The sequence below is a fragment of the Sphingobacterium corticis genome, assembly GCF_042684745.1.
Taxonomy (GTDB): Bacteria; Bacteroidota; Bacteroidia; order Sphingobacteriales; family Sphingobacteriaceae; genus Sphingobacterium; species Sphingobacterium corticis.
Window position 1 is genome coordinate 62,115 of the sequence record NZ_JBHUMA010000008.1, and the last position, 22,645, is coordinate 84,759.

Sequence of the window (22,645 nt, forward strand, 5' to 3'; positions counted from 1 at the left end):
GAATTATCAAAAAGGTAAATGAGTATTTCGGATAAAGACGTCATTTTTGAGGATAATCATCTCATCGCGATTAATAAGCGTGGTGGTGATATTGTCCAGGTGGATGTAACGGGTGATCTTTCGCTAGAAGATATGGTAAAAGAATACTTGGCCAAGAAGTATGATAAACCCAATGCCGCATTTTTAGGTGTGATTCATCGATTGGATCGCCCTGTCAGCGGGATGATTCTCTTTGCGAAAACGAGTAAAGCGCTGGATCGCATGAATCGCCTGTTTCATGACCGTAAGGTGGAAAAAACGTATTTGGCTGTTGTGCGCGAGCAACCACCGAAAGAAGCGGATAAATTGGTGAATTGGTTATTACGTGATCGTAAGAAAATGATCACGAAAGCCTACAATCGAGAAGTTAAAAACGGTAGCCGTGCGGAATTGGATTATCGGGTTATCGGCGAATTAAATGGATTCTATTTGTTGGAGGTAAAACCTTTAACTGGTCGTACTCATCAAATTCGCGCGCAATTAGCCTACATGGGATGTCCGATTGTCGGCGATAACAAATATGGCTATCAGCGCGGAAGCCATCAGCGCACTATTTGTTTGCATTCTCGCTCACTAGGTTTCGAACATCCGGTGAAACAAGAAGCTACTTTGCTGAAAGCCAACTTACCAACAGACGGATTTTGGGAAAAATTCAACAGCTTGCTATAATCCCTTTCTGGGATTTTGAACGATAATTGTTTACTTTTGTAGCATGGCTTATATCAGGCACTTTGTAATGACAACACTGCTGTTTTTAGCAGTTTCTACCTTGACTCCGCCAACTGCACAAGCGCAATGCGCTATGTGTACATTGAACGCGGAAAATAGTACCAAAGAAGGGAATATGCAGGGCAAAGGATTAAACGACGGCATTTTGTTTTTGTTGGCAATGCCATTCTTAATTGGTGCCGGCGTCGGATTACTTTGGTACAAGAAATTTAGAGTGAAATCGAACTAGTGTTGCATATATTGCATCAAACTATCGAAGATAAATGCGCGCTCGGGATGGTTGCTTCCCAAATAAGACTGTAATTGCGTCAGGTGTTGATCCTTAAATTTTTCTACGCTGTTCCTATCGTTAAAAATAAGTTGCAAAGAATACGTATGGCCTTCATGCGGAGAATCCAACATAGCAAGTAGCTTGGGCGTGTATTCGCTAGCAAGTGATGGAAGAAATGAGGTTTTGATCCAATTTAGTGCTTCAGCGTTAGCACTGTCTTCTACTATGATTGAGATGTTGTACAAATACATAACGCGAAAATACACTTTTTGAACGAGGAAAATCATCCACAGCGAACTATTCCTCGTCCTGTAAAATTAAAGTTGCAGAAGAGTGAAATCACCAAATAATTCCAATATTTGAAAATGTGCTGCTGGAATTAATGACATACAAGATAAAACATACGGCTTACCTGTTGTTTTTGTTTTCGTTGCTATGGCAATCATGTGCGGAGAAAACTAAAGACGAAAAACGTATTCCGGTCGAAAATTTCATATTCAAATCTGAAAAGAGCAACTTCAAACTATCTCCTGATGGTAGCAAGATTGCTTATTTGGGTATGCACGATCATTGCAAAAATATTTTTATCAAAGATTTGCAGAACGATGATCTTTCGAAACAGCTGACTTACCAAGAGAATTTTAACGTTGCCAACTTTCATTGGGCAAATGATAGCATAATCGTTTTCTTTAATTCGTGGTACACGGATGATGCGCTGAAAGTGAGTGCAGTAAACGTAAAAACAGATTCTATAAGTAGCGTTTTAGAATCAACACAAAGCAAGCTAAAGTTTGCTCAACCCATTCGAGATTACAACGGCGCGTTATATGCTTCGATCAATTTACGCGATTCTACGGTATTTGATCTATATAAGGTGTTTTTAGATGGGAGAAAGCCACAGTTGGTGTACGAAAATCCGGGTAAAATTACTTCTTGGATTCCATCGGACGACGGTGTTGTTCGTTTAGCTTTAACGAGTGATAGCGCACAAGAATCGATCTTGTATCGAGCGACTGATAAGGAGAAATTTAAAGAGGTGACATCAAACGATTTTAAAACTTCCATCTATCCATTCGGCTACGCAGGACAATCTACTACGCATATTTTTGCATTATCGAACCAAGATCGAGATAAATTGGCTGTGGTAGAATACGACGTGTCGAAAGGAGAAGAAGTACGGGAAGTTTTTGCTGATGTGGATGTAGATGTAAACTGGGAAGGATATTCGCATTATCGCAAAAAGCCTTTGTTCGCGTCGACCAGCGCTTGTCGTAAACACTATACTTTCTTCGACCCAACTATGCGTGCGGTACACGATGCTGTGCAACAAAAGTTTGAAGGATTTTCGATTGATTTTACGGATGTCGATCAGAACTTGCAGAATTTTTTGATACGCGTTTACAGCGATTTACGTCCAGGTGATATCTACCATTACAACCGCATTAAGCATGAGTTTACCAAATTGGTAACGGTTTATCCGGACTTAGAAAGTGATGATATGCGCCCCATGGAATCCATTAAATTCAATGCGCGGGATAATCAGGAGATTCATGGGTTCATTACCTATCCGAAAGGTAAAAAGGTAAATTGTCCATTGGTTGTTTTGGTGCATGATGGGCCGGGACGTCGCGACGAATGGGGATTTAATCCGGAAGTGCAATTTTTAGCGAATCGTGGGTATGCCGTTTTCCAAGTAAACTATCGCGGTACGACCGGCTATGGTAAGAAATTTTGGTCTGCCGGCTTTAAAGAATGGGGAGGTAAGATGCAAGCGGATATCATAGATGGTGTAACTTGGTTGATTCACGAAGGTAAAGTCGATAAAAATAGAATGGCGATTATGGGAACTGGGTTTGGCGGTTATTCTGCTTTGTACGCAGCGGCTTTCCATCCATCTATGTATAAATGTATCATCTCTTCATCGGGTTACAGCAATCTATTTACGTACTTTAAAGAAATACCGCCACATTTGAAACCGTACGTACAGATGTACGCGCAGATTATCGGCGACCCCGAACGCGAACCAGAATTTTTTAAAACCATTTCTCCGCTATTTCATGCCGGAAGGGTCAAACAACCGGTCTTGTTTTTTCAAGGAGGAAAGGATAAGTACACGTCCGTAACAGATGCGAACCAATTTGTGTCGAGATTAAAACAAAATAATGTGCCTGTTCGCTATATTTTTAAGGAGGAAGAAGGCAGGCGTTTCAAGAACGAAGAAAATATGGCTTTGTATTTTCAAGAAGTGGAACAGTTCTTGGCCAAGTATTTAAAATAAACTGAATTAAGTGTCCCAACCTGTTGTCCGTTATCAGAAAAATTTTGGTTTGCTGATAGCCTTCTTGGCTATCGTTACCATTTTGTATGTGGCGTCGGTTGTGTTGGCTAGATCCACAATTACCAATCATGTAGAGTCCGAGTTTTATAACCGAAAAACAGATGTGTTCGACGCTACTATTAAACCTTTCAACGACTTCCTTTACAACGGAATTCCGGAGCTTTCTTATTATCAAGGTTTTCTGGATTCGGCACAAGCCAGACAGTTTGCGGATCAAACCTTGCGTAAAAATCCGTTCGTGGAAGAGGTGGTTTTCTATGACGTGAATATCACCAATTCGAAGTTGGTAAATCGCGGAGTTCGCTATCGCGATAATCTGCTGTTTCATCCCAAATCGATTATCAGCTTTGCATTGGATTCCGCATATCGACTAATCATCAATTCTAATTTTCGCGAACAGCTGGATCCCTTTGGCGGCGATTTCAATAATATGGCGATCAAATTCTTCGATTATATTGCCAAGGTTGACGAATCAACCACGCTGACGGAAGATGAGATTTACCGTGTATTCTATTCCTTGTCGCCCGGAAAAATCGGGTACTTAAATATCCCAAGGATCAACGATTTACTGCTTTATAAAACCTTGTTGGTAAACGATAGCTTACCGGAAGCGTATTTTGAGCAAGATATGTTTATGTTTCAGATCAATCCGCAAAAGCTGAAGCTGAGTAATACGCAACCGCGTTATTATGAGAAAGTGATGATTACGCCGCTAACGGATCCCGCTGCAATGGAAGAAACACCATATTATGCTACGGAATTACCTTTACCCGGTGCACTTTCAGATTTTAAAATTAAGTTCGAGTCATCCCGAGAATTTGTTTCCAAAGAAGTTTATCGCTGGTTGATTCCGGTGGTGGTTGGGCTTTCTTTCTTATACTTAGTTCTACTGTCGATCATTTATTTGATTTACCGAAACATTAGTAATAACGGCAGATTGTATCGATTGCAATATGATTTCATCAATAATTTAACGCACGAATTCAAAACACCAGTCAGCGTTATTAAGATCGCTGGTAACAATATAAAAAGCGCACAACACGTAAGCGAGCAAGAACGGCAAATGTATGGGCGGATCTTAGATCAGGAAGCTGATAAGCTGAATAATCTGATGAATAAATTATTATCATTCGCTCAAATTGAAAACAAATCGATACGATACAAAGGCGAGTGGATTAATTTGCACGACTTTTGCGATGAGATGTTCAGCGCATGCCGAATCAAGTACCACGATATTAAGTTGACGTATCGGGTGGAGGTTACAGATGAGATGTACACGGATCCAGTGTTACTTACGTCGGTCTTTCAAAATCTGGTGGATAACGCATATAAATATTCGGATTTAAATAATAAAGTGATCGATATTTCGGTCGTTGAGGCGAAGAAGCATTTTACGCTCATTTTTAAGGACGAAGGAATTGGCATCGCTAAAACTGAGCTAAAGAATATATTTAAGAAGTTTTATCGTATAAAAAATCAGTACAACCAAGGCGGAAGTATCGGTTTAGGATTAGCGTTTTGTAAAGAAATCACAGAATTTATGGGTGGTGAAATTCGTGTAGAAAGTGTGTTGGGCGAAGGCACCACGTTTACATTGACATTCCCTAAATAATAGTAGAGATAATATGGAAAAGGAAATTACCGTAGCAGTTGTTGAAGACGATGAGAACTTGAGATTCTTGGTAAGTCATCGCTTACAGACCGAGAACTACCAAGTTATACAAATCGGCGATGGATTAGAAGCTGAGAGAGAGATTCTAGAGAAGCAGCCAGATATCGTGCTTTTGGATTGGATGCTCCCGGGCAAGGAAGGTATTGAAGTATGTGAAGCTGTGCGTAAGGCAGGCTTCGAAAATATCATCATCATGATGACTGCAAAATCGCAGGATGTCGACAAAATTGATGCATATAGCTATGGAGTTACCGATTACATTACCAAACCATTTAATATGGATGTTTTGGTTGCGATGATTGAGAACAAAGTACGCTTTTTTGTCCCGAAATCAGGCTCCGAAATTTATCATTTTGGTCAAACAGAACATCACCCCAATATCCATTCGCTCGTGCGCGACGAGAAGAAGATTGAGTTGACGATTTTGGAAAATCGCATTCTATTGCACTTTTTGCGCAACAAGGGAAAAGATGTAACGAGAGAAGAATTGATGGAAGCTGTTTGGGGGTATAGTTCTAATGTAAATACGCGTACCTTAGATATGCATGTCGTTCGTTTGCGTAAAAAAATCGAAAAAAATCCTGATAAACCCTCTTATTTACAAACAGTTAGAGGGTTGGGGTATAAGTTTGTAGACGAAGAGTCCGAAAATCCAGATTAAATTTGCTTTTCTAAATAGGGTTGCCTATTTTCGTAATAATGAGCAAGGCCATGTCATCCACGTCGGATAATATGGTCTTGTCTTTTTTATTGTCCATTATAAAAGTAAAAAAGATTAATATAATTCAATTATGGCAGAAGTAACGTATTACACCGAGGAGGGGCTGGCAAAGCTGCGCGAAGAGTTGCAGTACTTAAAAACAGAAGGCAGAGCAAAGATTGCCAATGCCATTTCAGAAGCTCGCGATAAAGGCGATCTTTCTGAAAATGCGGAATATGATGCTGCTAAAGAAGCACAGGGATTGCATGAAGCAAAAATTGCGAAGTTGGAAGAAGTGTTGTCAACCGCTCGTATTATCGATGAATCCAACTTAGATACATCAAAAGTGTTGGCTTTATCCATTGTGAAAATTAAAAATGTGAAAAACGGTGCGGTAATGACTTATCAGTTGGTTTCTGAAACGGAAGCAGATTTGAAGTCAGGTAAGATTTCTGTGAAATCGCCAATCGCTCAAGGTTTATTGGGCTTGAAAGTAGGAGACGTCGCTACAGTTAGCGTTCCTGCTGGTCAAATGGACTTGGAAATCTTGGAAATATCACGTTAAAAATATAGTCGGTTATGTGCGGTTCTGCCATAGCCGCACGGTACAAACCAACACAGTGAAGAAAGAAGTCGAAATACCATATTCCGACTTCTTTCTTTTTTTGTTATATTTGCTAATGATCACCAAGTCGACTTTTGCTTGCTTAAGTTTTCCGATCGGCTGTTCTACTAGCTATGTAGGAATTTAAGATTTGGGTTTTTTATATACGAATAGTATCTATGTCAACAATATTTTCGAAGATTGTCTCTGGAGAATTACCAGCCTACAAGGTAGCAGAAAGTAATGATTACTTGGCCTTTTTAGATGTCAGACCACTTACAAGAGGACATGTTTTGGTTATTCCTAAGGAAGAGACGGATTACATATTCGATATCGGCGATGATTCCTACATGAGTATGTGGATGTTTGCAAAGATCGTCGCACAAGGAATTAAACGAGCAATTCCCTGCATTCGAGTGGGGGTAGCGGTAGTAGGTTTGGAAGTGGCGCATGCGCACATTCATTTAGTACCTATCAACCAAATCTCAGATCTTAATTTCGAAAACCCCAAACTGAGTTTCTCTGAGGATGAAATGTCCGAAACTGCAGAGCAAATTCGAGAAGCAATTTCTCAAATTACACATGGATAGTTTGTCTGATGACCATTGTTCCCCAACCTTGGATAGATTTTCTATCAGTACGGATTTAAATTGATTGACATGCACGAGTTTTTACTATCGTTTCAACAATTAATGGATCCGGAGTACCTGCTAAGTCATGGCGGATTCTATATCGTTTGTCTCATTGTTTTCGCGGAAACAGGTTTATTTTTCGGTTTCTTTTTGCCGGGCGATTATCTGTTATTCCTAGCAGGCTTGTTCTGCGCACTAGGAAAGATTGATGTCGATATTTTTACCCTGTATTTCGGGATTCTGGCAGCTGGCGTGTTAGGTAATTTCGTTGGTTATTGGTTTGGTAATCGAGCCGGACCAATGCTGTTTAAACGAAAAGATTCCATTCTTTTCAAGCGCAAATATGTGGTTATGGCGGAGGAATTCTTTCAGAAATGGGGAGGTACTGCGCTGATTATCGGGCGTTTTGTTCCGATTATTCGTACATTTGCTCCCATATTTGCGGGCGTAGTACAGCTAAACTTTCGAAAATTCGTGCTTTACAATATCATTGGTGCGTTTTTGTGGGTTTCGTTGTTAACATTGACCGGTTACTACCTAGGTGTGAAATTCCCGGAAATCATCAACTATGTAGAATACATCATTATTGGCCTGATCGTTATTGCTTTCCTGCCAATTGCTATTGCCTTATTGAGAAGACAGATCAAACAACGTAAGAATCAAATAAAAAATTAATAGTTAATACCATTACATGAGTACACAACATCCTTGGCACCAAGTGTCGCCTGGCGACGATTTGCCTAGTTCCGTAAATGCCATTATTGAAATCCCGAAAGGTTCTAAAGCAAAATACGAAATCGACAAAGACAGTGGCTTGATCAAGTTGGATCGCGTATTGTTTTCGTCTGTGATGTATCCTGCAAACTACGGCTTCATCCCGCAAACATATTGTGACGATAAAGATCCGTTAGATATTTTGGTGCTTTGTTCGGTAGATGTATATCCAATGAGCTTGATCGAAGCGAAAGTTGTTGGTGTTATGCACATGATCGATGGCGGTGAGCAAGATGATAAAATCATTGCGGTAGCCAAACACGATATGTCTGTCAACTACATCAACGATCTTTCTGAGTTGCCTCCTCACACAATGAAAGAAATTGTACGTTTCTTCCAAGATTATAAGGCTTTGGAAAATAAGAATGTTACAATTGAAAACTTATATGGCAGAACATACGCAGAAAATGTTATCTTAGAGAGCATTGAGCTGTATAAGAAAGAGTTTGGTAATAAATAGATAAAATATAAATGGGTCTCGATCTTTTTTGGACAATTTTCTTGGTACTTGCTAACGGATTTTTCGTGGCGGCGGAGTTCGCAATCGTAAAAGTTCGCGCATCACAGATAGAGCTTCAAGCAAAATCTGGAAGCAAAGTGGCCGCGATGGCCAAAAATATAACCGAGCACCTAGATGGCTATTTAGCTGCCACACAATTAGGTATTACCTTAGCTTCCCTAGCTCTTGGTTGGGTGGGCGAGAAAGTGATGACGGAAATCGTAAATAGTATTTTCGGATGGTTCAATGTAGAGTTAACAGGCCGTTGGGCGACCAACTTAGGTCACGTACTAGCCTTCTCCATCATCACTTTCCTACATATTGTATTCGGCGAGTTGGCGCCCAAATCCATCGCTATTCAAAAACCGGTGGCCACAACCATGCGTATTGCGCTGCCGTTGCAATTCTTCTACTACATCTTCAAACCTATCATTTGGGTATTGAATGGCTTCGCCAACTTCCTGTTGAGATTAATTGGCATTCAGGTAAATGCACATGAAGTCAGCCATTCATCGGAAGAATTACAATATTTATTGGAAAAAGGACGTGAAAGCGGTGCTTTAAATAATTCAGAGCACGAGCTTATCAAGAACGTTTTTGATTTCAACGAACGAATTGTTAAAAACATTATGGTGCCACGTACCAAAATCGTGGCGGCTGAAGTGAATGAAAATCCGCAGGATTTTATTAATCGTGTTACTGAGGAAGGTTATTCTCGCGTACCGATTTATCAAGATAATATCGACCAGATTATCGGTTTGGTGCATACCAAAGACTTATTGCCGATCGTTGCCAATGGGAGGGAAGTGGTATTGAAACGCATCATGCGCAAACCTTACTTCATTCCGGAAACGAAAAAGATCAATGATCTAATGGCGGAGTTCCAACAGAAACGTATCCAAATCGCTTTTGTGTTGGATGAATTTGGCGGTACAGCTGGTATGGTAACCTTGGAAGATATTGTGGAAGAGTTGGTCGGCGATATTCAAGATGAGTACGATGAGGAAACACCTTTGGTAGAACGTATTTCCGACACCGAGTTTATGGTAGATGCGGGTGCGAATGTACACGACGTAAATGAGTTCTTGCCACTTGAATTACCGGAAAGTTCAGACTACGATACCGTAGCTGGTTTGGTAAGCCATGTTTTCGAACGCATTCCTGATGTGGGCGATAGCTGTGAAGACTTGGGTTACAACTTTACCGTTATCAAAAAAACACAGCAAAACATTGAGTTTGTAAAACTCGATCTTGTGGAAACACCGAATGATGATTCGGAAGATGACGAGTAATCTATGTTGTTGTTTTACACACCGGATATACGTCCCAATCACAAAGAATATTTACTTTCAGAAGAAGAAAGTAAGCACGCTATTCGTGTGCTTCGCTTAAACGTGAATGATAAAATTCACTTGGTAAATGGTATTGGTGATCTGTTCGAAGCGGAAATTATTGATGCGCACCCAAAGCGCACTGCTCTACGTATTTTATCCATTCAAAGCGAATTTGAAAAGCGAAGTTACTACCTGCATATCGCGGTAGCTCCAACAAAAAATATTGATCGTTTAGAATGGTTTATCGAAAAAGCGACCGAGATAGGAGTCGACGAGATAACACCAATTATCTGCGAACATTCAGAGCGCAAAGAAGTGAAAATTGATCGTTTGAATAAAGTGGCAGTCGCTGCCATAAAACAATCTTTAAAAGCTTATCTACCTCAAATCAATCCCGCAATTAGCTATTCGCAATTTCTTACTCAGCAACAGAATAACTCTGAGAATCATTATAAAGCGATTGCGCATTGTGTGGATATGGAGAAAACGTATTTACCTGCAATCTTTCCGCCGAATTCGTCTGCGCTGATGTTAATAGGTCCTGAAGGAGATTTCTCTCCCAAGGAAATAGAATCCGCTCAATCCGCTGGTTTTGCGATGGCATCGCTTGGCGATAGTCGTTTGCGTACCGAAACAGCCGCATTAATGGCGGTAGCAGAGGTTTCTTTTATCAACCGATAGAAGAGGAATAACTTTTTTCTTGTGATATTTTTGGTGTTTCTTAAACTTATCTTGATGACAATTTGGTTCAATTAGATTGTGCCGCGTTGTTCCTCCTCGTAACGACGAAAAGAGAGGAGGACAACCTTAAAAGTTTGCGTTATCGCGTGGCCCAGAAATGATTGTGAAGCAATCTCAACACTTTACGAATCAACGACTTCACAGCTAAACAATATCTACTTTACCAATACGGCATCTACGATCTGCACTTCTGAATTTCCCTTCAAAGGCTCCGGGTTAAAGACCATCTTACCTCGCAATTTGATTGGTTCGTCCGAAAATTTTACCGTCGATCCATTTTTCATGATAATCTCCACCATAGGCGGAATACCGTTTGTCCCACAAAATTGACATTGTGCCAAAGGTAAAACCGACATCATAAAAGTATTATGATTACGACCACTCTTCAATGGGACCATATACCCAGGCAAATCTACCTGCTTATTTTCTAACGCTTTTAGAACAGGGGGATATTCTGGAGTATATACCTTTTTGTTTCCTTTGGTAGAAACTTTGTACATCATTTTATCGATCGCTTCCCATGTTTTATTCATCATGGGCGTATGATCAGGCACATTCATTTCCGGATATTGCTGCCCGCCGATTTGCGCTTTTGCACTGATTGCTGTAAATGCTAAGAGTAGGACAAAGACTAAATTTTTCATCTGTTTCTGTATATTTTATTTATCTCCCAGTATGCTGGAAATTGTTGTGTTGTATGCTTTGATGGCCGGTAAAATGGCTGCAATCATTCCAATAGCGGATGCGATTAGTAAAATCAACCATTCGGTCAGATTAATAGCTAGCGCCTGAATGAAATCTGCACTTTGTCCGGTTTGCGTGCTGATGTAATACAAGGCTAAATGTCCGAGTAATAGACCGACTAATCCACCGATGAATGTAATAACTAATCCTTCGACTATCACCAAAGTGAATAGTTTAGTTTTTCCTGCACCCAAGGAACGCATGACGGCCAAGTCGTATTTACGCTCTTTTAAGGCGTTGTACAAGCTGATAAAGACACTTAATCCAGCGATTAACATAATCACATAAGCCAATATCTCCAGAGAATCAATACCTACCCCCAATAAAGAGAATAAGCGTGTTGTTTCCATCGCTGGCGAAGCGGCTTGCATGGAAGTGGATTGGTTAATCATCCGCGGAAGCGTACTAATTGCTGCCGGACTGCTGTAACGAATCAGTAAGGAGGTTATTTCCAAACCTTGTGTTTTGTACACATCGTCCCCAATGCTTTTTACCACACGTACTTCGGAAGTATCTGCTTCTTCAACCGTATGATCATGAGCATGCAATTCCTCTGCATCATGATGTTTGTGATCGTGGTCGTCGCTTTCAGCATGATGATGCGCATCTTCATGTTCCTCGGCGTGCTGATGGTTGTGATCTGCTTCATCGTGAGCAATATCGTGCACATCCCAAATGCTCGCCAAATCGCATAACAATAAGTTGTCTACAACGGTTGCTGTCGGCTCAAGAATCCCGACGACTTTAAATGGATGCTCGTCGTGCACATGACCATTTTCCGCTAGTCCATGTGCACTGTGCACTTCATCCCCGATTTTTAATTTATTTTTCCGTGCTGTTTCACTTCCAATAACCGTTTCGAAGCTCTTTTCCCACATCTTGCCTTCTGCTAAAGTCAGCTCATATAGATCGAAATAGCTGCTATCTGTTCCGATAATGCGGTGGCCTTGGTAATTGTCGCCAAGCGACATCGGGACCGCCAAATCGATCAGTGGATTATTGCGTAATTCTTCCGCATCGGACAGTAAAATGTTTCCCGTTGGATAATCGACGTGGTAAATTGAGCTTAAAATCAATTGTAGTGGACTGCCCTTTGCGCCAACAACCAAGTCAATATTCTTGCTGTTGTTGTCCAATTGTTTTTCGAATGTATCGCTCGTGATATAAATGACTACCAAAATCGCTACACCGAATGCTGTTAATAAAATGCTGAGCAGCGCCGATCCCAATTGCTGCGTGATGTTTTTCCAAACTAAATGTAATGTACTCATATCAGAAATAGCAATTAAAGGAGGTAAGTATTTACAAATTCATCTTTCAAGCGTTTGTCGTGCGTTGCGATTACCAAGGTTGAACCGTGTTGATTGGCCATCTCTGTTAATAATGTCAATACACGTTGCGTATTATTGTCATCCAAAGAAGCTGTTGGTTCATCGGCAAGTAAGATTGCAGGTTTATTGATTACTGCTCTAGCGATTGCCGCGCGTTGTAATTGTCCACGGCTAAGCTGATTGGGTCGTTTATCAACATGCTCCGCAAGCTGCAGTTGCTGTAATAATGTAAGCACATGTGCTTTGTCTACCTTATATCCCGCCAAAGATTGTGCAAGTTGGATGTTCTCCGTCAACGTCAAGTTCTTGAGAAGATGCGCTTCCTGAAAAATGAATCCAATATTTTGTGCGCGAAATTTATCTAAAGCGGATTCGGACATGCGATAAACATCTTCGTTTTTTATATGGACGCTTCCGGAAGTTGGATGGGAAAGTCCGCCCAAAAGGTTGAGCAAGGTACTTTTTCCCGTTCCGGAATCTCCGAGCAGTAGGGTGTGTTGCTGTTTAGTGATAGTAAGGTTATTGAAATTGAGCAGCGGACTGCTTGATCCATACCGAAAAGTCAAACTTTCCGTATTCAGGACGTAATTCTCCATGCCGACGTCTTTTTTCTGCAAAATAGCACTTTTTTTAGGCTTAAGCGAATGGAGTAGGGGAGGAATGTAATGAATAACGAGTTATTTATACAAAAAATGTCCTAGTGAAATTTTCACTAGGACATTTCCTGTTTTATATATGGGTTAATCTAGAAACCTACAGTCCAGCCTTTAGCCCACTCTGGCTGATCAACTCCAGAACCAGCACCAACTGCGCTAGCATTTTCAGTGATCATTTTGTTGATGTCAACAGCTGTACCAGCAGTGTTCGAACCTTTAACTTTCGTTCCTACGTTAATAAATCTAACGTTGGTAGCTTTCAATGATCCTGCGTTAACAAAAGCAATACTAGCATCGTGTTGGATGTCGAAACCGGTTCCCCAGTTTGCTAAAACCACATTATCCAAATTGCCATTCGTTCCAAAACGCATTTTAACTGCTTGGTTTTCGTCTCCAGCGTTATTGCCTACTAAAGTGATGTTACGAAGTGTTGGGTTAGAAATTGGGGTAAGGCTACTGTTTGTTTGGTTGTTATCCGCTTCAATACCTCTATTTCCATTGTTAGTTCTTTTACCGTACCAGTTTTCTCCAGTTCCAACCCAGCCCTCAGTCCAGTCGAATAAATCATCACCAACTTTTTTGTTATCTACATTGTTGTTGATCACTACTAAGTAACGAGAATCAACCGTTCCACCGAACCATTCAAATCCATCATCTGAGCCCTCGTAAGCTTGAACATATTCTATAGTTGTGCCTTTACCTACACCAAACAGAGAAAGACCATTGAATTCTTTGTCTGTACTGTATGAATAGCCTGTATATTCTAATCTAAGGTATTTGATAGATCCCGAGTTGTCATTAGCATCAGTCCCGCCGTAAGTCAATTCGGATACTTCTGCTGTTCCAGTTTGTCCTTTATTTATTGGAGCTTTACCGCACAATACCAAACCACCCCATGCTCCAGGGTTTTTTGTCGTAGCGGTCATTACCACTGGGTTAGTAGCCGTTCCTTTTACATTTATTTTTCCACCTTGTCCTACAGCTATATAGCGAATTTCTTGCTGTTGAGTAGTAACATCGGTAGCTTCAATAATCACGCCTGGTTCCACAGTAAGGGTAGCACCAGAACGGACTTCTAATTTTCCTGTAAGTTTATAAGTTCCAGAGTTTAATACAACTTCGCCATCTGTGATAACACCTCTTAAATCTTCTCTGTTTAATTCAAAACTTGAGGTGCTACCTGTGTTGTCATCGCTACTACAAGAAGCGAAAGTGACCAATGAAACAATAGCTCCCAAGGCTAGGTTTTTACAATTGGTTAAAAATGTCTTTTTCATTTTGTTATTGTTTTTTCTGTCTCAAAATTAATGCTACAATTTATCCTTTGTTTTACTTCTATGTTATCCTATTGTTAAAGGCGGTATCTTACTCCAATTGAAAATCGAACACCTCTTTTATAATTAAACAACGTGGAAGGGGCCAACACTTCGCCTTCTGATGACTTGTTCTCTTGAATACGGTTGAAATTTGGATTCGTCACATTTAAAATATTGGCATCTATACCCAAACGATTATTGATTTTGTATTTGAGGATAAAATCTAAAGTGCCTACGCCCTGGTCAATCTGATTGCCACGTCCTTCGTTACCGAATGCATACAATCGATCAGAGAAATAATTATATACAACCGTTGCTAATATGTCAGAAGAGTTTTCAAATGACTTATAGTAGGATACGTCTGCGTTAATAAGAAAATCCGAAGCACCAGTGAACTTAGACCGCTTATCCGTTGTATTAATATTGTATTGACCGCCGGATGCAAATTGAGTTTCTCTGCGTACTTTTTCTGGATCGATAACCTGATCGGTATTCATATACGCTGCATTTGCACCTGCAGATAGTTTTCCAAATCCCTCTGATTCAATCATATCTTTTTTGAATTCCACCTCTATGCCGAATACGGTACCGTAGTCGCCAATGTTCACATAGGATATATCGTTTGAAGAAGAAGTCAACTGTACCTCATTGATGGGGTTTTGAATGTATTTTCCGAAAAGTGTTGCCGAAAGAAGTTCAGAAGATTTTGGAAATGCCTCCCAACGAAGGTCAAAGTTATAATCCGTCGATGGGTACAAATTTGGATTACCCTGTTTAGACTCGTTGACATCTCTGTAGTTGAAAAATGCTCTTTCTTTAAATTGTGGTAATGTATATGTTCTGCTGACACCCATTCTTAGGTTTTGTTTCTCTTTTAAAACATATTTTAAGAGTAAGCTAGGTAGAAATTCATTTCTCGTGATGTTATTGTTTCTTCCGCTTCGATCTAACTGTGTTCTAAAGCTGATATCTTGAGAAATATTTTCATATCTTAATCCTAACACACTACTTAATTTGTCTGTCAGATTATATTGTACGTTTGTGAAAGGCGCATGAATAGTTTGTTTACCATCGTACGTCTGAGGCAAATCTGCATTAAAACCTTCTTGAGAGAAATCTTCGTTATTGAGATTCGTTTTGTTGAAGAACTCATCCAAATTTTTAGGGTCAATCGGTCGATCTCTAGGAACAACGAAATTTACTTGGAAATCCTCGAAGCTTCGTTCTTTGATTTTTCCGCTATATCCAACAGACCATAAGCCTTTGTCGTTATTGAGTTTGTAATTTGCGGCAAGATTGATTGCTACTTCGTTTTCTGTCAAATCTTGAAAATATCGGTGGTTATCCGTAGAAGTATTTCGGATGAAGACATAGCTTTGTAGCGTGTCATTGTACGACATGTAGTTTTGTATACGGTCTGGTATTTTTGTTTTTACCGCATTGTAAGAAGCCCCCCAATTGATATCGATTTTATCGTTCAGCTTATGCTTTCCCAAAAATTGATTCGTTATTACGGTATTCTGCATGAACGTGGAACGACGGATTAAACCATTATTGTTTTCAGCCATGTCGGTCAGATGTCCAGTGTAGGTATCATAAAATTGATCCGAAGAATTCATTAACAAAAAGTTGTATGTTATTTTGTGGTTTTGGTTAAGTGCATAGTTTGCGGTAAGCATACCGGTAGAATTTGTTGTAAACCCTTGTCGTACTTGTGATAGGTCATTGATTACCCCGCCGCCGGCACTTAACTGTCTGTTCACGCCTTCCCGATGGTAAGTATCGCTTGAAAAGTTGGCGGAAGCAAATAAATTCAACTTATGCCCGTTACTGAAATCAAAAGATTTTCCTCCCAACAATCCGAAGTTTCCATTCCAAGGAGTTTTCTTGACTGGATTCATGCTGTTCTGAAAGTTGAATCCACCTAGGGGATCGTTTGGAACACCATAATTCGCAAATCCCAAAGGACTAGGACCATCTTGTAAATAGAAGTTGTTCCAGTTATTTAACACATTCGTATTGACACTACTTCCTAATTTAACCTCGAAAAATCCTTTTCCTTCGTAGTTTTTGGAAGCGATATCAACGTTTCCGCCTGCGAAATCACCAGGAAGATACGTGCTATAAACTTTATCAATAGTTATATACTCAATAATATCTGAAGTGAAAAGACCTAACTCGAGATTTTTTAATTCAGGATCATTCGATGGTACAGGTAGGCCGTTCAACGTGGTGTTATTATAACGATCTCCTAATCCACGTACAAAAACCTCGTTACTTCCCTCTTGTCTCGACACGCCCGTCATTCTATTCACTGCAGCTCCAGCGTCCGAGATTCCTTTTCTTGAAAGCTCTTGCGCACCCATTAATTCTACCATCAAATTCGATTGCTTTCTCATGTCGAGCAATGCAATTTCGCTGGCACGTTCGCGACGGCGCGAGACAACGATTTCATCTAATACAGAATTTTTGCTAACTAGCGATATGGTTGCAAATACCACGTCATCATTTCCACGATCTACTATGATGGTATCAGAATCGTAACCGATTACACTCGCTACAATTTTATATGATTTGTTACCCTTAGGAACCTCAAAAAAGAAGTTACCTTGAGCATCAGAAGATGTTTGTGAGTTTCTTTCGATTAACTGGATGGACACTCCCTCAATCGTTTTCATTGTTTCGACGTCTAAAACAACGCCTTTAATGCCATTTTGCTGGGCGGAAACGCTGACGATTGCACCGATGAATAGTGCCAAAGAAATTAGTAGATACTTCATTGTTTGCATATTTGATTGCTTTTACTCCAATCCGATGAGCAATTTTCTGTGCATGTCGCGTGAACATATCACTTTTCGCCTCAAAGCATTGTTAATATTTTGTTGCAAATCTATAAGCAAAGTGTTACCCTAGAGTTAAGGGTAAATTATGTTAATGGTCACTATTTGTTAAGTAATTGTGAACTGTGACTGGTAGTATTTTGGAAAAAGTAGATTAAGGTATTTTTATGTAAAAGAAACGCGGGTTGTCTATTTAGACAACCCGCGTTTCTTTTACCCCAAATCCAATTCCTGCCTTTGTCCAGTTTCGCAGGCTCGGTAAATCGCTTCAATAATTTTCATGTCTTGGACGCCGACGTTGCCGTCTACCGGGATGATTGGAGATTTTCCATCCAAGATGATCTGTGCCATTTCATCCATTTGGGTCGTTTGATGCACTGTATGCGGTTGGTTCAATGAGCCATCTTTCGTTCTGCCTTTTATAGGACCGTAATTTGTAGAAGGTTGCATTTCTACGAAATTCTTTTCACCTAGCAGGTAGAAGCGGTCGAGATGATCCATCGCGTAAGTGGAAAGACAAGAAGCAACAGCTCCGCTTGGAAAACCTAATTGAAATTGAATCGTTTCGTCCACGCCCTCTTTAAAAATTTCGGGATTTGTCTTCGTTTCTTGCGCAGTAACCCAAATCGGGTCTTCACCGACCATATAACGCGCACCGTTGATGGCATAAATTCCAATATCCATCAGAGAACCTCCACCAGCTAAAGTTTTATCAACGCGCCATTGATTTGGGTCGCCAATTTTAAATCCCGTTTGTCCTTGGAAGAATTTTATTTTGCCGAGCTCGCCGCTTTCGCGCATAGCATGAACTTTCAGCGTATTCGGCTCGAACCGCATCCGATAACCAATCAATAATTTAACACCAGCGGCTTCACAAGCATCCACCATTTCTTGGCCTTCCCTGACGCTTACTGCCATTGGCTTTTCACAAATCACATGTTTGCCCGCTTTCGCGACGCGCAATGTTTGTCCGTGATGCAATGCGTTCGGAGTAATGATGTAAACCGCGTCGATTTCTGGATTATCCTTAATTTGATCGAAATTTTCATAGTTATAACGACTTTCTTTCGGGACCCCGTATTTCTTTCCCCATTTTTCCAACTTTTCTGGTGTCCCACTAATTAGCCCAGTAACTTTAGCTCGTTGACAAGATTGCATAGCTTCCGCTACACGCTCGGCGTAACCGCCCAATCCCATCAATGCGACCTTTAGTATCGGTCTGTCTGGATCAAGATTTTGCTTCGCGTAAATGGAGAATGGATAAGCTGAAATTGTCGGAAGCGCGATGGCGGACAACGTCAGTTTTTGAAGAAATTTTCTGCGAGAACTGTTCATAAGCAAAGAATTAGGTTATTTACTTATGAAACAGTTAATATGTAGAATGGTTTGGTTGCTCCTTAAAAGGAGTAACCAAATGAAATTTGCGGTAGGTAAGGAATAAAATCACCATCGTAAATTATAGGTGATAGACCTGCACGGAAATTGAAACCGCCATCCACTGGTTGTCGACGATATCCGAACAACAAAGTGCCCATGATATGGCTGTCCTTCCGGGTGATGTAATCGCTTTGGTAATAACCTTCACCATAAAAATGGGTATCGTACGTGTTTAATACGTAAGATGCACCACCCCCAATCTCGAAGTAATTGCCATTTTTTCCAATTAAATAATTGATTTGTACCGGGATAGTAAATACGCTTTTATCCTCGATTTTGAAGTAGCCAATACCGCCGCGCGCACCTTATCCATTTCTCATTTTATTAAAACGGGTGTCGTAGTTTAACGAAAGGAAACCGGGGCCGCCAGCTTCAACGAAAAATCCTTGTGCGCGCGTTCCGGACTCGTATAAATCGACTTTGCGTTCTTGGGCTTGGAGCTGTAAGATGTTTACTAAAAAGGTAATCGACGCGATTACACACCTAAAAGTATTTGTTTTCATAAATCAATATTTTGTTTACCAAAGATGATAAATATTTCTTTTAAATTAAAATTAGTTCTTAACAAAATATCTACTTTTTAAGTAGATATTATTTAATTTTGAGTGCTTATTCTACAAAATGTAGAATATGGTTGATAAAGTGATAACATCAATAAATTTCTATGTCTAACAAATTGTATATTTTCTTTGCGTTCGCTTTACTTAGCGCGGTAAACGTTTTTGGACAAAATAAAAAGCCCGTAAACCTCTCTGGAACCATAAAAGGATTCGACGGAGAGCAGGTTTACCTGCAACGATACGACAACAAATTATTTAAAACCATTGATTCTGCGGAAATTGTGGATGGGAGGTTTGCATTTGAAACATCGGTTCAATTGCCGGAATTGTATGGTGTAAGTTTTCATCCTGAAAATATTGATCTGCAACTTTTCTTAGATGGAAACCCTACAACCATCGACGTTGTAAAAGACCAAGATTTACGGGGTGCAAAAATTAAAGGATCGAAATTGCAAGATCAGTTCTTGTCGTATCAGAAGCGTTCAGAAAAACTGACAGCTAAAAGTTTTATTGAAGAAGATCCGACCTCAGTGGTTGCTGCCTTTGTGCTATTTCGTAATTATTCCTACGACTTGTCGCCGCAAGAGATTCGCGAGCATTTGGCGCTGCTTGATCCATCGCTTGCGCAAACGCAGTATGTTCGTATCTTAAAGGATTTGGCGGATAAGCAAGAAGCCGTATTGCCGGGAAATAAGGCTATTGATTTTGTGTCAAAAGATGTGGATGGTAACGAAGTTCGTTTTTTTGATCATTTAGGAAAGGGATATGTGCTTTTGGATTTTTGGGCGGGATGGTGCCCTCCGTGTCGTGCGGAGAATCCGAATATCGTAAAGGCCTATCAAAAATATAAGGACAAAGGATTTACGGTGTTTGGTGTATCACTAGATAAGAAAAAGGAATCTTGGCTAAAGGCAATCGAAGACGATCAGTTGCATTGGACACAAGTTTCGGATTTAGCATTTTGGGATACCGAAGCACCAGCGCTTTACGGCGTTCGATTTATTCCATCAAATTTGTTGATCGGGCCAGACGGCGTTATCGTTGCGCGGAATGTGGCTGGACAGGATTTACACGATTTACTAGCTAAATTGCTGGATTAGTAGTTTCTGGTACGGACAAATACAAACAGCCTGCAATGTTGAATTGCAGGCTGTTTGTATTTTTGGCTTCACTAGAAGCTTGATTTTTAAATGCTGTTAACGCGTCGTTGCAGCAGGGTAGCTTGTCACGACTTTACTAACTTGCCAAGTTCCGTCAACTTGGTGCATAGTGATGTAATCCACACGCGTAAAATCTTCAAATTGCATAGTTACTTTTGCCACGCTCGTATTTCCCGTTTCGTCCAACAAAGTAAATGTCGTTCTGCAATCGAATTTCAAGCCTTTGTTTTGTTTCAAGAATTTTAAGTATTGTTTGCGGCTGTATTTTCTTTGGCTCACATCGGCCGCATTGGTGTACTCGAATTCTTTAGCGAAGATCATTTCATTCAGCCCGTCTGAACCTTCAGTTAGGGAACTGATGTAAGCACTAATTGTTTTTCCAGAGTTACTCAAAGAGTTGTTCTCGTTTGGATTGGCAGCGAAAGATGATAAACTGGTAATCATAAGGACTGCTGCGGTGATGGTGGTGATGATTGTTTTCATGATGGCTATATTTTTATATGTTTCTTGTTTTTGTATAGTCCAAAATTAGCCTGAAAACGCGCCCTAGCGAATGGGAAATAGATCAATGTTGGTGATTACTCGGTAAACGTTCTGCAAAAATCGGTAAATGCGATCGTTGGATAATGCTGATCTCGGTAAGATGTATTTGATTGATTTTCACCGGTAAAAACAAATCCCGTAGCGGGGAGCTACGGGATTTAAACCAAACCAATTATTAACCTAAATTATGAAAATTTACATATATAACGGCGGTATGTATATCGATATTGTATCGACATGATATTTTTTTTAAAAATTATTGATTTATTGTTGCTCTGACGATTTCGCAGACATTTCTTCAAATAGCCCGCTGCGTTTTAATAGCCACATGCCTAGCTTTTCTTGCGCAACGCCATTGGTCAATTTGTAGGTGAAATGTGGAAAGCCTTTTTCGTTTGTATCCGTTTGCATACATTTCGCGACAAACTGACCAGCTCCATCTATTTGATCTGCCAATTCGATGATGTGAGAAGATAGGATAACATACGGATCAGGAATGTTTTTCAACTGTCGTATCACTTCAGAAGAGGCGTCGAATGCATCTTGATAGTTTGTGCCTTTAAATAGTTCATCGAAAACAATCAACGCATTGGAATCCGATTTTAGTTGACTGAAAATTTCGCGCAGTCTTACCGCTTCTTGATAAAACTGACTATATCCAGCATGTAAATCATCTGGAATATTAATTGTTGTGAATAAACCATCAATGACGGGCAACGTTATTTTTTCGGCGGGAACGGGCAATCCGGCGTGTGCTAAAAATACAACTGTAGAAAGTGCTTTGATGAATGTCGACTTGCCAGCCATATTAGCACCTGTTAACAACCATTTGTTTTTATCTGCCGAAAAAATGAAATCATTCCTCACGCTGTCGGGTTTAAATAAATGATATAATCCCACGATCTCCATTGCGTGCTGTTGAGCTTTTGGTTTTAGTTTTGGAAATGTTAAGCCGTTAGTTCTGGCAGCTTGTGCAATCGAACAGAATGCATCTATTTCGTAAATCAACTGAAGGATATCCCGTAATTGCTGACGAAGCTCCACACGAATTGTTCGATCTAAGCTATCTATGTTGGCTGTTTGTATGGCGATTCTCGATCCGTTCTTTGCGAACGCGGATAAGCGTTTGTAAACTTCGCGCGCGTGCACAGCCAATTCTTGGAAACGGGCAGGAACATTTTGCTTTTCTACATTTGCATGTAACCATGTGTTTAATCTTTCAATAACAAGCAACGTATCCGCAATATCTCTCGAACGATAATAAAAGTTCGCGTTGTATTTTCTCCAAAAATAAAATCGATCCATCCAGTGATTTTCCGCCTGGGGTAAATCGTGCGACGAGCTCCAATATTTGGCAATGTCCTTGATGAGTTGCGCATCAAATGGAAACAACTTATTGTTTGCTAAGCACCATTGAGTTGTCGCTTGCCTTTCCTCAATAACTGATAGATCTGTGCTCGGCGAACGGAAAATAGCATACAGCTCTTCCTTGCCACCATCAGTGATTGTTTTGTCGAAATAGTCGATAACGCTAATGCCATTTTTGCTAACAATTTGCAAATCCTGATAGGTTTGTTCGTCAATTTGGAAAGTTTGGCTCATAGAAAGATGTAGGTGCGTCGACTAGTTTCTCAAATATAATAAATTTCGACAACCGATCCGTAATCGATTGTCGTCTGAAAAAGGATTTTAATATTTGGAAACATCTGCGTTACACGATGTAAC

At 40.2% G+C, this 22,645-nt stretch carries 22 protein-coding genes; 12 read left to right on the forward strand and 10 right to left on the reverse strand.

What is annotated here, in order from left to right; genetic code table 11:
- Positions 1-18 precede the first annotated feature (18 nt).
- Positions 19-708: an RluA family pseudouridine synthase gene (locus ACFSQ3_RS14175; protein WP_380870228.1), complete on the forward strand. Its 690-nt coding sequence runs from the start codon at positions 19-21 to the stop codon at positions 706-708.
- 43 nt (positions 709-751) lie between these two features.
- Positions 752-997 carry a hypothetical protein gene (locus tag ACFSQ3_RS14180; RefSeq protein WP_380870229.1) on the forward strand — a complete coding sequence of 82 codons (246 nt, stop codon included), beginning with the start codon at positions 752-754 and terminating at the stop codon, positions 995-997.
- Here ACFSQ3_RS14180 and ACFSQ3_RS14185 read toward each other — a convergent pair.
- Positions 994-1,290 carry a DUF4286 family protein gene (locus tag ACFSQ3_RS14185; RefSeq protein WP_380870230.1) on the reverse strand — a complete coding sequence of 99 codons (297 nt, stop codon included), beginning with the start codon at positions 1,288-1,290 and terminating at the stop codon, positions 994-996. The genes ACFSQ3_RS14180 and ACFSQ3_RS14185 overlap by 4 nt on opposite strands.
- Positions 1,291-1,421: 131 nt before the next feature.
- On the opposite strand from ACFSQ3_RS14185, the gene ACFSQ3_RS14190 reads away from it, so the two are divergent.
- From ACFSQ3_RS14190 to ACFSQ3_RS14230, 9 genes are all read left to right on the forward strand, one after another.
- A complete protein-coding gene (locus ACFSQ3_RS14190; protein ID WP_380870231.1) occupies positions 1,422-3,317 on the forward strand; it encodes an alpha/beta hydrolase family protein in 1,896 nt (631 codons plus the stop codon).
- Between the two features lie 10 nt (positions 3,318-3,327).
- Positions 3,328-4,989: a sensor histidine kinase gene (locus tag ACFSQ3_RS14195; protein WP_380870232.1), complete on the forward strand. Its 1,662-nt coding sequence runs from the start codon at positions 3,328-3,330 to the stop codon at positions 4,987-4,989.
- 13 nt (positions 4,990-5,002) lie between these two features.
- Positions 5,003-5,710, forward strand: coding sequence for a response regulator transcription factor (locus ACFSQ3_RS14200; protein WP_380870233.1), 708 nt, complete (start codon positions 5,003-5,005; stop codon positions 5,708-5,710).
- A 130-nt stretch (positions 5,711-5,840) separates the two neighbouring features.
- Complete coding sequence (gene greA / locus ACFSQ3_RS14205) at positions 5,841-6,314, forward strand: transcription elongation factor GreA (RefSeq protein WP_380870234.1); 474 nt, start codon at positions 5,841-5,843, stop codon at positions 6,312-6,314.
- Positions 6,315-6,532: 218 nt separating this feature from the next.
- Positions 6,533-6,943 carry an HIT family protein gene (locus tag ACFSQ3_RS14210; protein WP_380870235.1) on the forward strand — a complete coding sequence of 137 codons (411 nt, stop codon included), beginning with the start codon at positions 6,533-6,535 and terminating at the stop codon, positions 6,941-6,943.
- A gap of 69 nt (positions 6,944-7,012) precedes the next feature.
- Positions 7,013-7,660 (forward strand): DedA family protein, encoded by a 648-nt coding sequence (locus ACFSQ3_RS14215; RefSeq protein ID WP_380870236.1) that lies wholly within the window; start codon positions 7,013-7,015, stop codon positions 7,658-7,660.
- A 16-nt stretch (positions 7,661-7,676) separates the two neighbouring features.
- A complete protein-coding gene (locus ACFSQ3_RS14220; RefSeq protein ID WP_066757895.1) occupies positions 7,677-8,219 on the forward strand; it encodes an inorganic diphosphatase in 543 nt (180 codons plus the stop codon).
- An 11-nt stretch (positions 8,220-8,230) separates the two neighbouring features.
- Positions 8,231-9,550 (forward strand): hemolysin family protein, encoded by a 1,320-nt coding sequence (locus ACFSQ3_RS14225; protein ID WP_380870237.1) that lies wholly within the window; start codon positions 8,231-8,233, stop codon positions 9,548-9,550.
- 3 nt (positions 9,551-9,553) lie between these two features.
- Positions 9,554-10,273, forward strand: a complete 720-nt coding sequence (locus tag ACFSQ3_RS14230) for a 16S rRNA (uracil(1498)-N(3))-methyltransferase (protein ID WP_380870238.1) — start codon at positions 9,554-9,556, stop codon at positions 10,271-10,273.
- 215 nt (positions 10,274-10,488) lie between these two features.
- On the opposite strand, the gene ACFSQ3_RS14235 is transcribed toward ACFSQ3_RS14230, so the two are convergent.
- From ACFSQ3_RS14235 to ACFSQ3_RS14265, 7 genes are all read right to left on the reverse strand, one after another.
- On the reverse strand, positions 10,489-10,977 hold the full coding sequence (locus ACFSQ3_RS14235; RefSeq protein WP_380870239.1) for a hypothetical protein: 489 nt from the start codon (positions 10,975-10,977) through the stop codon (positions 10,489-10,491).
- A gap of 15 nt (positions 10,978-10,992) precedes the next feature.
- Positions 10,993-12,348, reverse strand: coding sequence for an ABC transporter permease (locus ACFSQ3_RS14240; protein ID WP_380870240.1), 1,356 nt, complete (start codon positions 12,346-12,348; stop codon positions 10,993-10,995).
- Between the two features lie 14 nt (positions 12,349-12,362).
- Positions 12,363-13,025, reverse strand: a complete 663-nt coding sequence (locus ACFSQ3_RS14245) for an ABC transporter ATP-binding protein (protein ID WP_380870241.1) — start codon at positions 13,023-13,025, stop codon at positions 12,363-12,365.
- 128 nt (positions 13,026-13,153) lie between these two features.
- Positions 13,154-14,341: a hypothetical protein gene (locus ACFSQ3_RS14250; protein WP_380870242.1), complete on the reverse strand. Its 1,188-nt coding sequence runs from the start codon at positions 14,339-14,341 to the stop codon at positions 13,154-13,156.
- Positions 14,342-14,415: 74 nt separating this feature from the next.
- Positions 14,416-17,160 carry a TonB-dependent receptor domain-containing protein gene (locus ACFSQ3_RS14255; protein ID WP_380870243.1) on the reverse strand — a complete coding sequence of 915 codons (2,745 nt, stop codon included), beginning with the start codon at positions 17,158-17,160 and terminating at the stop codon, positions 14,416-14,418.
- Between the two features lie 273 nt (positions 17,161-17,433).
- A complete protein-coding gene (locus ACFSQ3_RS14260) occupies positions 17,434-18,555 on the reverse strand; it encodes a Gfo/Idh/MocA family protein (protein WP_380870244.1) in 1,122 nt (373 codons plus the stop codon).
- Between the two features lie 407 nt (positions 18,556-18,962).
- Positions 18,963-19,160, reverse strand: a complete 198-nt coding sequence (locus tag ACFSQ3_RS14265) for a hypothetical protein (RefSeq protein WP_380870245.1) — start codon at positions 19,158-19,160, stop codon at positions 18,963-18,965.
- Positions 19,161-19,321: 161 nt separating this feature from the next.
- On the opposite strand from ACFSQ3_RS14265, the gene ACFSQ3_RS14270 reads away from it, so the two are divergent.
- Entirely contained in the window at positions 19,322-20,317 is a 996-nt protein-coding gene (locus ACFSQ3_RS14270) for a redoxin domain-containing protein (protein ID WP_380870246.1), read from the forward strand.
- 96 nt (positions 20,318-20,413) lie between these two features.
- Here ACFSQ3_RS14270 and ACFSQ3_RS14275 read toward each other — a convergent pair whose 3' ends face one another.
- Entirely contained in the window at positions 20,414-20,860 is a 447-nt protein-coding gene (locus tag ACFSQ3_RS14275) for a nuclear transport factor 2 family protein (protein ID WP_380870247.1), read from the reverse strand.
- A gap of 324 nt (positions 20,861-21,184) precedes the next feature.
- The gene (locus ACFSQ3_RS14280; RefSeq protein WP_380870248.1) at positions 21,185-22,522 is read right to left on the reverse strand and encodes a MutS-related protein; all 1,338 of its coding nucleotides are present in this window, start codon (positions 22,520-22,522) and stop codon (positions 21,185-21,187) included.
- Positions 22,523-22,645: the final 123 nt, after the last annotated feature.